Source organism: Micromonospora sp. CNZ322 (assembly GCF_007827755.1).
Window position 1 is genome coordinate 204047 of the sequence record NZ_VITD01000006.1, and the last position, 12323, is coordinate 216369.

General features: G+C 69.7%; 9 protein-coding genes. 4 read left to right on the forward strand and 5 right to left on the reverse strand.

Features of this window, described 5'->3' with window-relative positions; all coding sequences use genetic code 11:
* Nucleotides 1-165: 165 nt before the first annotated feature.
* Together FB453_RS16815 and FB453_RS16820 are read right to left on the reverse strand one after the other, a co-directional pair.
* Nucleotides 166-948 (reverse strand): hypothetical protein, encoded by a 783-nt coding sequence (locus tag FB453_RS16815; protein WP_486480307.1) that lies wholly within the window; start codon nucleotides 946-948, stop codon nucleotides 166-168.
* Between the two features lie 83 nt (nucleotides 949-1031).
* Nucleotides 1032-1841 (reverse strand): DUF222 domain-containing protein, encoded by an 810-nt coding sequence (locus tag FB453_RS16820; RefSeq protein ID WP_486480308.1) that lies wholly within the window; start codon nucleotides 1839-1841, stop codon nucleotides 1032-1034.
* A 95-nt stretch (nucleotides 1842-1936) separates the two neighbouring features.
* Here FB453_RS16820 and FB453_RS16825 point away from each other — a divergent pair, with 95 nt between their 5' ends.
* Complete coding sequence (locus FB453_RS16825; protein WP_145791368.1) at nucleotides 1937-2881, forward strand: inositol-3-phosphate synthase; 945 nt, start codon at nucleotides 1937-1939, stop codon at nucleotides 2879-2881.
* Nucleotides 2882-2893: 12 nt separating this feature from the next.
* On the opposite strand, the gene glgA is transcribed toward FB453_RS16825, so the two are convergent.
* Complete coding sequence (gene glgA / locus FB453_RS16830) at nucleotides 2894-4111, reverse strand: glycogen synthase (protein WP_145791371.1); 1218 nt, start codon at nucleotides 4109-4111, stop codon at nucleotides 2894-2896.
* Between the two features lie 70 nt (nucleotides 4112-4181).
* On the opposite strand from glgA, the gene glgC reads away from it, so the two are divergent.
* The gene (gene glgC, locus FB453_RS16835) at nucleotides 4182-5414 is read left to right on the forward strand and encodes a glucose-1-phosphate adenylyltransferase (RefSeq protein ID WP_091401467.1); all 1233 of its coding nucleotides are present in this window, start codon (nucleotides 4182-4184) and stop codon (nucleotides 5412-5414) included.
* Between the two features lie 31 nt (nucleotides 5415-5445).
* Entirely contained in the window at nucleotides 5446-7086 is a 1641-nt protein-coding gene (gene pgm / locus FB453_RS16840) for a phosphoglucomutase (alpha-D-glucose-1,6-bisphosphate-dependent) (RefSeq protein WP_112584696.1), read from the forward strand.
* A gap of 53 nt (nucleotides 7087-7139) precedes the next feature.
* On the opposite strand, the gene FB453_RS16845 is transcribed toward pgm, so the two are convergent.
* Together FB453_RS16845 and FB453_RS16850 are read right to left on the reverse strand one after the other, a co-directional pair.
* Entirely contained in the window at nucleotides 7140-8048 is a 909-nt protein-coding gene (locus FB453_RS16845; RefSeq protein WP_238411002.1) for an NAD(+)/NADH kinase, read from the reverse strand.
* A 100-nt stretch (nucleotides 8049-8148) separates the two neighbouring features.
* Nucleotides 8149-11256, reverse strand: a complete 3108-nt coding sequence (locus tag FB453_RS16850; protein WP_145791373.1) for a M14 family metallopeptidase — start codon at nucleotides 11254-11256, stop codon at nucleotides 8149-8151.
* Nucleotides 11257-11629: 373 nt separating this feature from the next.
* Here FB453_RS16850 and FB453_RS16855 point away from each other — a divergent pair, with 373 nt between their 5' ends.
* A complete protein-coding gene (locus tag FB453_RS16855; protein ID WP_486480309.1) occupies nucleotides 11630-12274 on the forward strand; it encodes an acyltransferase in 645 nt (214 codons plus the stop codon).
* Nucleotides 12275-12323 lie beyond the last annotated feature (49 nt).

Genomic DNA, 12323 nt, shown 5'->3' on the forward strand with positions numbered 1-12323 from the left:
CGTTCGCGCGCGGTCAAGCCCGCCGGTCCGCCCCACACCGGTGCCGCGCCCAGGGCCGCCCCGGCAAGATCCGCGCACTTTCGGGGAAGCTGCTGCCTCAAGGCGTCGTCGACGCGGCAACTTCCCCGAAGTAGTGCGGATCTTCGTGGTGCCGGCCCGGTGAGATCACCTGTAGTGCCCGCGGTCGGACGGCGGCCTCGCGCCCGAAACGGTGTTCGTCGCCCGCCAGGACGGCCAACCGTGTGGCCAGGTGTCGGGCCATTCGCCGACTCGGCCGGCCGGCACGATCCCGGTGAGGCCGAGCGCGTCTCGGGCAACCCGATCGGCGACCTCGCCGATCTCCACCGCGGTCAGCGGCGCCCACACGCCGAACCGATCGAGCGCTCCGTCGACCACAACCTGCGCCTGTTCCGGCGGTATGCCGGCGGCGGTGAGGAACCACTGCAGGGTGCGCTGGGAGTTTCCCTGCCAGCCGTCGTCATCGACGACGGGGATGGCGACAAACGCCATCAGCTGTGCGACGGCGACCTCCCAGGCGGCGACGACATCCGCCGTGCCGGCGGCCCGCGCCGGATCGACCGCCGGCAGAAGGTGGTCGAAACGCTCAGCCACGCTCTCCAACCAGTGCCGCCAGGCCAGTAGCAAGTCGGCGACGAACGTCGGCGCGTCAGCCGGCGACGGGATGCGGTCGGTCACGAAGCCCACATGCTCCCGTTCCCAGGGCCCCCAGTGCCAGCGGTAGGCCCACGGACCGTACCGGTCGGACAGGAGCACGCTGACGGACTCGACCCAGGCGGAGGCTTCTGAATACCCGACCCACCCATCATCGAGGGTCGGCTGGGGAGGCGGCGGAGGCACCAACGTCCGGACCGCCACCGACATCTCGACCGAGTCGAACGGGTACCGCGCCGGATCGACGTCCGCCCACGTCTCGAGAAGATGCCTCAACCCGTCGTCCGCCATGGCTCCGCATCGTGACAGGCGGCCAACCCGGCGTCGAGCGAATACCCGCGAGCGGTGGGCCCAGGGAGTCAGGCGGGCGGTTCCGCAGCCACGAACAACCCCTTGCCCTGGCCGTTCTCGGGTAGCTCACCGCTGCGAAGGGCGAGCCGGCACACGTCGGCCAGGGCGTCGTGGCGGCGTTGCCCCGGGGTGCGGGTGTCGTCGGGCCCGGTGGGCGTGGTGAGCGGATCGATGGCAGCGCGCAACGCGGCGGCGGCTTCGGTGTCGAGGATGCCGGTGAGCCGTAGCCGGCCGTCGGTCTGCTCGCTGATGGTGATGTGACGGTCCCGTGCGGCCCGGGACTCCTCGGCCCGCATCGCCGCCTCGGCGGCGGCGTCGGCGACGTCCGGGGCGACGTGGTCGAGGATGCGGGTGCCGAGCCTGCGCAGCAGGGCGGCGTCGAACTGCATCGCCCAGTCGACGAGGACGCCGGCGGCCTTGTCCGCGACCTCGGTGCCGGCGCTGGCGTGGACGGTCTCGACCGTCTCGGCGATGACCCGGACCTGCTCCAGGTCGACCACCCCACAGGTCAACGCGTCCCGCACCGCGGCCGGGGCGGCGTCGAGTGTCGCGGCCAGCTCGACCAACCGCCGGGCGGCACCGACCCCGAGACGCAGCCGGTCGCGCAGCCACACCGCCGTCGAGGACGCGCCCTGTGCCGTCGCGGTGCCGCGACCGTCCAGCTCGCGTACGAGGGTCAGCTTGACCGCCGCCAGGCGCTGCTCCAGGCGATGCGTCGCATCCAACGCCGCCACGAGATCGTGCTCGCTCGCAGCCCAGGCGGGCGTGTCGAAGCAGGCCGCCATCGCGGCCTCGGCCTGCTCCAACGCATCGATCACAGGCAGAGACTAGAACACCTGTACGACACTTTTCGGCACCGTTGTCGGTCCCGCCGGGACGGACCGCCGACCCGGGGGTGACGTAGCCTCCGGCCATGATCGAACGGGTGAGAGTCGCGGTTGTCGGTGTCGGTAACAACACATCCGCGCTGGTGCAGGGGCTTGCTCTCTACCGCCAGAGCGGCAGCCTGGTCGGAATCCGCAGGCCGACGATCGACGGGCTCGGGGTGGGGGACATCGACGTGGTGGCGGCCTTCGCCACCTCCGAGGAGAAGATCGGTCGGGACCTGACCGAGGCAATCTTCCTGGCGCCCAACAACTTCCCCCGGCTGGACTGCGACCTGCCCGGAGCGGGTGTGCCGGTCACGAAGGGCCTCGTCGACGCGAGCGAGGTGCGGCGGGTGGCGGAGGCGCTGGCCGGGGCGGAGGTGCTGCTCTACTCGGCGCCGAGTGGCCGGCCGGAGACCGCCCGGGCGTACGCCGAGGCAGCCCACACGGCGGGTGTCGCCTTCATCAACACCACCGCCGACCCGGTCGCCCGCGATCCACAACTGCTGGGCAGCTTCGAGGCTGCCGGTCTGCCGTTGCTCGGCGACGACCTGGCGAGCCAGTTCGGCACCTCGGTGCTGCACAACGCGCTGCTGCGACTCCTGAAGGAGCGGGGCCTCACGCTGGTCAGCTCCTACCAGGTCAATCTGGGCGGCACCGAAGACTTCCGCAACCTCGTCGAGAACCCCAACACCAAGAAGCAGTCCAAGCTCAACGCCCTGTCGGACGCCGACAGCGTCGAGGTGGCACCGCTCGGGTACCTGCCGCATCTCGCGTCGCAGAAGGTGGCTCACCTCAACCTTGAGGCGCAGGGTTGGGGTGAGACAGCGGTGAGCCTCGACGTGAAGCTGAAGGTGCACGATCCGAGCGGTGCCGCCGGCGTCAACATCGACCTCATCCGCATCGCGGCGAGCGCGCTACGGAACGGGCGTGGTGGTCATGCTGCCGAGGCGACGTCGTTGTTCAAGTCTCCGCCGGGGACGGCGATCTGAAGCCTGTCTGTCTCAGGCCGCGCCGACGGAGCGGTAGACCTCCACTGTCTGTCGGGCAATGGCGTCCCAGGAGAAGTGCTGCACGGCGCGCCGTCGACCGGCCAGGCCGAACCGCTCGGTGCGCGCCGGGTCGGCCAGCAGCGTGTTGATCGCGGCCGCCAGGTCGGCCACGAAGCGGTCCGGGTCCAGTGGGGTGCCGGAGCCGTCGGTGGCCTGCTCGATCGGCACCAGCAGGCCGGTCTCGTCGTCGGCCACGACCTCGGGGATGCCGCCGGTCGCGGTCGCCACCACGGCCGTCTCGCAGGCCATCGCCTCCAGGTTGACGATGCCCATCGGTTCGTAGACCGACGGGCAGACGAAGACGGTGGCGTGCGTGAGCACCTGGATCACCTCGGGCTTGGGCAGCATCTCGGCCACCCAGATCACGCCGGAACGGTTGGCCCGCAGCTCGGCGACCAGCTCCTCCACCTCGGCGGCGATCTCGGCGGTGTCCGGCGCGCCGGCGAGCAGGACGAGCTGGGTGTCCGCCGGCAACTCCCGGGCGGCCCGCAGCAGGTACGGCAGCCCCTTCTGCCGGGTGATCCTGCCCACGTAGACCACGCTGGGGCGGGACGGGTCGACGCCGAGCCGGTCAAGCACGTCGGTGCCCTGATCCGGGGCGTACTGGACGGTGTCGATGCCGTTGTAGACCACCCGGACCCGGTCGGGGTCGATCTGCGGGTACGCGGTGAGCACGTCGTTGCGCATTCCGCCGCTGACCGCGATCACCGCGTCGGCGGACTCCATCGCGGTGCGCTCGATCCAGGAGGAGAGCGCGTAACCGCCGCCCAGTTGCTCGGCCTTCCACGGCCGCAGCGGCTCCAGGCTGTGCGCGGTCACCACGTGCGGCACACCGTGCAGCAGCTTCGCGGTGTGGCCGGCCAGGTTCGCGTACCAGGTGTGACTGTGCACCACGTCGGTGCCGGCCGCGCCGGCGGCCATCTCCAGGTCCACGCCCATCGTGCGCAGTGCGGCGTTCGCGCCAGTCAGGCCCGGCGGTTCGGCGTACGCGGTGACGCCCGGCTCGGTGCGCGGCAGGCCGAAGCAGTGCACCCGTACGTCGGCGAGGCTGCGCAACTCCCGAGCCAGGTACTCGACGTGCACACCCGCGCCGCCGTAGACCTCCGGTGGGTACTCGCGGGTGAGCAGATCGACGCGCAGGGATCCGGTGGCCGGGGAGGAGTCGGTCATGTGCGCACCCTAGTGCAGAAGACTCCCCGTACGAGTGGTGAAGTGGGACGCGGGTGGATAGCGTCGGGGCATGGCTGCCAAGGTGCTCGCGATCGTCCTGGCGGGTGGGGAGGGCAAGCGCCTGATGCCACTCACCACGGATCGGGCCAAGCCGGCCGTCCCGTTCGGCGGGATGTACCGCATGGTCGACTTCGTCCTCTCCAACCTGGCCAACGCCGGCTATCTCAAGATCGTCGTGCTGACCCAGTACAAGTCCCACTCCCTCGACCGACACATCACCAAGACCTGGCGCATGTCCACGCTGCTCGGCAACTACGTCACCCCCGTGCCGGCGCAGCAGCGTCGTGGCCCGTGGTGGTTCGCCGGCTCGGCCGACGCCATCTACCAGAGCTTCAACCTGATCAACGACGAGCAGCCCGACTACGTAATCGTCTTCGGCGCCGACCACATCTACCGGATGGACCCGCGGCAGATGGTGGAGGACCACATCGCCTCCGGCGCGGCGGTGACAGTGGCCGGCATCCGCCAGCCGCTGTCGATGGCCGACCAGTTCGGCGTCATCGAGGTCGGCGAGGACGGCAAGCGGATCCGGGCGTTCCGCGAGAAGCCCACCGACGCGGTCGGTCTGCCCGACGCGCCGGATGAGATCTACGCCTCGATGGGCAACTACGTCTTCACCACCCGGGCGCTCTGCGAGGCGGTCGAGCGCGACGCCGAAGACAAGTCCAGCAAGCACGACATGGGCGGCAGCATCATCCCGATGCTCGTCGAACGCGGCGAGGCCAACGTCTACGACTTCCGCGACAACGAGGTGCCGGGCAGCACCGACCGTGATCGCGGCTACTGGCGGGACGTGGGAACGCTCGACTCGTTCTACGACGCGCACATGGATCTGATCAACGTGCACCCCGTCTTCAACATGTACAACTTCGACTGGCCGATCTACACCGAGCAGCCGCCGTGGCCGCCGGCGAAGTTCGTGCACCAGTGGGGTGAGCGGGTCGGCCGGGCGGTCGGCTCGATGGTCTCCCCGGGTGTGGTGATCTCCGGCTCGCTGGTGGAGAACTCGATCGTCTCGCCGAAGGTGCGGGTGCACTCCTGGGCGCACGTCGAGGGTTCGGTGCTGATGGAGGGTGTGGAGATCGGCCGGCACGCGGTGGTCCGGCGGGCCATCCTGGACAAGAACGTGTTCGTCCCGGAGGGCGTCGAAATCGGCGTCGACCTGGAGAAGGACCGGCAGCGCTACACCGTTTCCGACAACGGCATCGTGGTGATCGGCAAGGGCCAGAAGGTCGTGCCGTGACCGACAGGCACTCCCCGAGGAGGATCCCGCAGTGACCCACCCCCGTGCCGGCCAGCCCGCCGAGCCCGCCGACCTGGTCGACGTGCCGCGCCTGGTGACCGCCTACTACGCCGAGCATCCGGATCCCGCGGACCCGGCCCAGCAGGTCTCCTTCGGCACCTCCGGCCACCGCGGCTCCAGCCTGCGCAACGCGTTCAACTCCGACCACATCCTCGCGGTCACCCAGGCGCTCTGCGACTACCGGCGCGAGCAGGGGCTGGACGGGCCGCTCTTCCTCGCCCGGGACACCCACGCGCTTTCCGCTCCGGCCGCTGTGGACGCCCTGGAGGTGCTCGCCGCCAACGGGGTCACCGTGCTGGTGGACAGCCGCGACGGTTACACCCCGACCCCGGCGCTGTCGCACGCGATCCTCACCCACAACAGTGGGCGGACCAGCGGGCTCGCCGACGGCATCGTGATCACCCCTTCGCACAACCCGCCCGACGACGGCGGTTTCAAGTACAACCCCACAAACGGTGGGCCGGCCGACACCGACGTGACCCGGTGGATCCAGGACCGGGCCAACGCCATCCTCGCCGCCGGGCTCAAGGAGGTCCGCCGGATCACCTACGCACGGGCGCGGGCGGCCGACACCACCGGGGAGTACGACTTCCTCGCCAACTACGTCGACGACCTGCCGGCCGCGATCGACATCGACGCCATCCGTGACGCGGGGATCCGCATCGGCGCGGACCCGCTGGGCGGGGCGAGCGTGGCGTACTGGGGTGAGATCGCCGAGCGGCACCGCCTGGACCTGACCGTGGTCAACCCGACGGTCGACCCGACCTGGCGGTTCATGACCCTGGACGGCGACGGCAAGATTCGGATGGACTGCTCCTCGCCGAACGCGATGGCGTCGCTGATCGCCGCGCGGGCCGACTACCAGATCTCCACGGGCAACGACGCCGACGCCGACCGGCACGGCATCGTCACCCCGGACGCCGGGCTGATGAACCCCAACCACTACCTGGCCGTGGCGATTCGTCACCTCTTCCGCACCCGCACCGAGTGGGGGCCGGCCGCCGCGGTGGGCAAGACCCTTGTCTCCTCGTCGATGATCGACCGGGTCGCCGCCGACCTGGGTCGGCCGCTGCTGGAGGTGCCGGTCGGCTTCAAGTGGTTCGTGCCTGGTCTGCTGGACGGCGCTGTCGGCTTCGGCGGCGAGGAGAGCGCCGGGGCGTCGTTCCTGCGGCGCGACGGCTCGACCTGGACCACCGACAAGGACGGCCTGCTGCTCTGCCTGCTCGCCGCCGAGATCCAGGCCACCACCGGCCGCAGCCCGAGCGAGCACTGGGCGGAGTTGGCCGAACGCTTCGGCGCCCCCGCGTACGCCCGGATCGACGCCCCTGCCACCCGGGAGCAGAAGGCCGTGCTCGGCAAGCTCTCCCCGGAGCAGGTCACCGCCACCGAGCTCGCCGGTGAGCCGATCACCTCGACGCTGACCACCGCTCCCGGTAACGGCGCGGCGATCGGCGGCCTCAAGGTCAGCACCGAGTCCGGCTGGTTCGCCGCGAGGCCCTCCGGCACCGAGGACGTCTACAAGATCTACGCCGAGTCCTTCCAAGGCCCCGACCACCTCAAGAAGATCCAAGAAGAAGCCAAGGCCCTGGTAGACCAAGCCCTGACCTCCTAACCCCGGCGCCCACCCGCCCATCCGCCCGCCTTGATAAGGACGGGTGGGCGGGGTCAGCAGGGCGGAGGTATTTCCCGCTGGGTGCGGCGCAGTTCCTCAGGGAGCAGCTCGCGGAGCTGCTCGGGCAGGAACGGCAGGTCGAGCAGCGTCATCTTCAACTGGTTGCGTTCCTGGTAGCGCAGCGGGTCGAAGCGCACCACCAGGCCGGCGTTGCGGCGGTAGCTGATTTCCACCGCTCCCTCGGTGGCCGGGTCGCGGAACACCAACCCGTCCATCTCCACCACCACCGGGGACGAGTCGGGCTCCAGTTCCAGCCGGATCTTCTCGCTCGGTGAGAGCACCACCGACCGGGAGATCCCGGCCATCGGTGCCGACGGCGTGATCACCATCGAGTCCGCCGCCGGGGAGATCAGCGGGCCGCCGGCGGCGTAGCTGTACGCCGTGGAGCCGATGGGGGTGCTGACCACCACGGCGTCGCAGCGGTAGTAGCCGTACTGCTGGCCGTCGATGGCGAGTGTGACGTTGACGAAGCCGGAGCCGGGCTGGCGCACCAACGCGATGTCGTTGAACGCCACCACGTCGTCGCCACACACGTCGCAGGCGAGGCAGGCGTGCGACTCGATGGTGAACTCCTTCGACAGCAACCGGCTCAGCGCCTCAGGAAGCTCCGGCGGCTCGATCTCGACGAGAAAACCCACACGACCCAGGTGTACGCCGAGCACCGGCTTCGGGTCGAGGACGGCGGATCGCAGCGCACCCAACATGGTGCCGTCGCCCCCGACGCTGATCAAGGCGTCGGCGCGGGCCGCCACCTCGTCCTCCGGCACCGGCACGATGCAGGACGAGACGCGGTGCTGGTCCTCCTCGCGAACCATCAGCGTCTTGTGGTGACGCTTCGCCCACCGTTCGATGATCCCGACCACCTCGGTGACATCCCGGGTGGGGTGCAGCACAAGTCCCAGCCCCGACACCCGTACAGCTCACCACATCGGCAGCGACCGTACCCGGCGTACACCAAAGGTGCGCCGACGGTCCGCGGACCGTCGGCGCACCCCGCCGCCATCAGGGGCGGGACTGCCCGGCGAGGTGGGTCAGCGAGCGGGCGACCAGGTCATCGCGGGCCGCCGGAGGCAGACCCTCCAACCCGAAGCCCAGGTACACCGTGTCCCCGGTGACCACCACCGAGCCCTCCTCGAACGCCTGCTGGCTGCGCGACCAGTCGTTGGCGTTGCCAGCGGAGCCGGGCGGTGGACCGGCCACCGTCCAGCCACCCAGGTCGGCCGACTCGAACGAGGTCTCCGCCACTGTCGACCCGTCGACCAGCACCCGGGCGTCGTCCAGGAAGACGCCGAGACCCTGGGTGCCCCAGTCCGAGGCGTACGTGATCGACACCTCGACCTGCTTACCGGCGTAGCCCGACAGGTCGACCACGAACTCCTTCCAGCCTCCCGACGACCCGCTCGCCGCGTTCCAGCTGCCGGTGCTCCCGGTGGGAGAGCAGTCCGCGCCCTGGTAGTGCGCGAGGAACGGGTGCAACTGCTCCACCCAACCCTCGGTGCAGCTGTCCCCGGTGACCGTGCTGGTCTTGCCGTTGGCGTCCGGCAAGGTCGTCCAGTCGTCGCTACCCACCTCGTGCGCCTCGACGAACATGAAGTCCCAGTCCTGCTCGATCTCGTAGGAGGTGAAGAAGCGCAACTCTCCGCTGCTCGCCCCGGTGAGATCCACAGTGCGTGCGAGCCGCTTGTACGACTCGTCGGTCTGCCCGCTGTACAGGTACCACTCACCCGTACGCGGATCGAACGGCGCGCCGCCCGGTCGGGTCCAGCCCACCGGCGCGGAACTGGCGAACTGCGGGAACTCGTCCTGCGGCAGGAAGCTCGACGTGGTCAGGAACGACGCGGTGTGCGCCTGGTTCTCCGCCGAGCCGGAGGCGTTCAGCTGCCCCTCGAAGCCGGTGAACGCCGCGTCGGTCCCGACGACCGGGAACGGCTCCCCGTCCGGGTTGGTTCCGCCGTCGCTGACGTAGGTGTGCGCGCCCAGCCAGTACTGCTGGAAGTCGTTCAACAGCGGCAGACAGCTGGCGGCCTCGGCGTCGGTGCACTCCGGTGGCGCGTCCGGGTGATAGACGTACGAACCGTTGGCGCCCTGCGCGAACAACGCGTACTGGCCGCTGACCAGTAGTTTGCCGCCCTCGTTCAGGTAGTCCCGAACGGCCAGCTCGGTTTCCAGCGCCGCCCTGGCCGTCGTGCCGGCCACCTGACCGGGGGAGCGCAGGATCACGTCGTCGCCGGTCTCCCATACCACCGCCTCGTAGTGCGACAGCACGCCGAGCGGGTGCGGCGCCCTGCGGCCCATCGCGTCGAAGTCGTACACGTCACTGCTGCGCCCGGCGGCGCCCAGCGACGCCGCGACCTCGTCGGCGTACTTCGCTGTGGTGCCGGTCTGCGCCGGGCTGAGGCCGGTGACGTCCTCCATCGCGAGGACCAGCACGTCGCCCCCGACGTCGTTGTGCACCCGATAGGTGATGTGTTCGCTGGCCACCACCCCGGCGCGCGGTTTGTTCCCGGTGAACCAGACCTCCACCCGGTCGCCCGGCTTCGCGCCGCTGACCGTGCCCCGTAGCTCGGCGTAGTAGTCGTCGTGTGTGTCGCCGTACCGCTCGCCGCCGCGCCACTCGCGGACCGCGACCGTCTTCGGCCGCCCACCGTTGACCGTGTAGTGCATCCGCACGTTTCTCAGCGCCCGACGGGTGATCGAGGCGACCTGCTGGGTGCGCCCGTACGAGGTGTCGAAGGCGTCGACCACGAAGTCCGGAGTGCTCCGACCGACCACCGAAACCGGGTCGTCCGGGTCCGCCGCCGACCGGGCCACGGCCAACGCGAACGGTAGATTCTTGCTCACCTCGCCGGCGATCAGCGTCTCGTCGTCAGGGAAGATGAAGCCGCTGACGCAGTCCTCGGGGCGCCACTGGTCGTCCGGGTCGACGGCCGAGGCGGCCTCGCAGGTGGACATCTCCGGGGTGAAGCCCAGCGTGCCGTACCTGACGGTGGCGTGACTGTCGGTGTCACCGTTTGTGGTGTACAGCTCCGCCGAGATGTCCGGGTCGTAGCCGGGCACCGCGGGATGCTCGTCGTCCCCGACCATCGCCTTGTAGATCTCGTCGTCGGGGCTGGGTGTGCTCACCTGCCAGCCGATGCCGTAGAGCAGCAGTTCGGCCGCCGAGTGGTAGTTGACGAAGAACTCGAACCCGACCCGCTTGAAGAGCCGGTCCAGGGCCTTGGTCTCCGGCTCGGAGTTGGGGCCCGGGCCCCGGTAGGTCTCGCTGTTCGGCTCCGGAGAGGAGCCCTCGTTGTCGTACCCCCACTTGTAGCTGAAGTTGCGGTTGAGGTCGACGCCGTCGCCGGAGCCGAGCTGCCCGTCACCGTTGTTGTCCCGCAGGTTCTTGCGCCACAAACGGTTACCGGCGGTGAACGTGAAGTCGTATCCGTCCGGGTTGGCGACCGGCAGGAACCACAGTTCGGTCGTGTCCAGCAGTCGGGTGATCTCCCGGTCGGTGCCGTAGCTGTCCAGCACGTGATGCATCAGCCGGCGGGTCATCTCCGGCGTGATCCACTCGCGGGCGTGCTGCGCGCCGGCGTAGAGCACCGCCGGTCGCCGGCCGTCCGCGACGGTCCGCGCGTTCTTGGTGACCTTCACGGCGACGATCGGCTGCCCCTGCTGGCTGCGACCGATCGTCTCCACCTTGGTCAGCTTGGGATACCGGGCCGCGGTGGCGTTCAGCTCGTCTCGCAGGCCGCCCGGCTCACCGTAGGGACGGAAACTCGTCCAGCCGGCCGCGGCCTGCTCCCGTAGCGCCTGCGACGCGTCCTTGCCTCGCACCTTCTTCACCGACAGCGGTACGCCCTTGTCGGTCAACCGCTTCGCCTGCCGTCGGCTGAGGACCGTCTCGACCGTCGTACGACCGGACGCGTCCGCCTTCGCGTCGTGGCCGAGGTCGACCCCCGCCGCGCGCAGTTGATCCCGCTGTTTCGCGTCGACAGTGCCGACGTACACCTCCAGGCCGTCACGCGCGCCCGGGTCGGACGGTGGCTTCGCGCTGGCTGGTGGGGTCAGTGCCAGTGCGCCGAGCAGGGTGACCACGCCGGCGATCGCCAGTCGTCTCGGTCTCATCGCGCCTCCTTGGGTGAAGGACCTGTAGGCGCGAGCCTTGGGTGCGGCGTGATCGGTGTCAATAGGTCGATGGGTGCAAGGTCGCTGATCGTGTCAACGCAGCTGCTGCACGTGACGGTTCGGGCGGTGCGGGCTGTCTGCGCAAAACGCCTGCGAGGTGACCGAAGTCTATCGATCGCCGGGAAACGCTCAATACCACATCAAAGCGGCAAATGACCCGTACGCTCGCTCATGTCCGAAGTGGTGTCGTCGGAATCAGGCGAGGGAAGGGTTCGATGCGTCAGATCCACAGTGTGGCCCAGCGGGGAGCGGTCGTTGCTGGGCGGTGTAGAGCCTGATGCGCGTGTCGTCGCACCGACCCGCGCGTGTGGTCGTGGGGGTCGCCCGTCTTCTGGACCTGATCTGGGTCAGCGGCATGCGGGTTCGCAGGGCTGTCCGCGGCTTGGCGAGCGCCGGCCGGTTCGCCGCCCGGGGTGACAACTTCACCTTCGACCCGGACGGCATCTACACCTACGAGACGATCGAGGTCGGCCGTAACGTCGACCTCGGGCACCGTCCGGTCATCATGGCCGCTCGATCTCGGATCCGGATCGGTGACAACGTCATGTTCGGGCCCGAGGTCACCATCCGGGGCGGCAATCATCGGATCGACCGGGTCGGCACCCCGATGATCTCCGTCGAGAAGTCTCCCTCGGACGCGGCTCTGGACCGGGGAGTGACGATCGGCGACGACGTGTGGGTGGGTACCCGTGCCGTCATCCTGCACGGGGTGACGATCGGTCGGGGCGCCGTGATCGGGGCAGGCGCAGTGGTGACCCGTCCGGTGCCGGCCTACGCGGTCGCCGCCGGCAACCCGGCCCGGGTCATCCGGCTGCGCTGGCCAGTGGAGACGATCATCTCGCACGAACAGCAGCTCTACCCGCCCGAACGCCGGCTGGCCCCGGCGGAACTGGCGGCGTTGTCGGACCTTCCGGGGTCTGAAGTTCGGCCAGTCTCATCCGCGGCTGCCGGTCGCTGATGTCGCTCGGCCGGCCCGCCAGCGGTATCTCGTAGTCACGCAATGACGA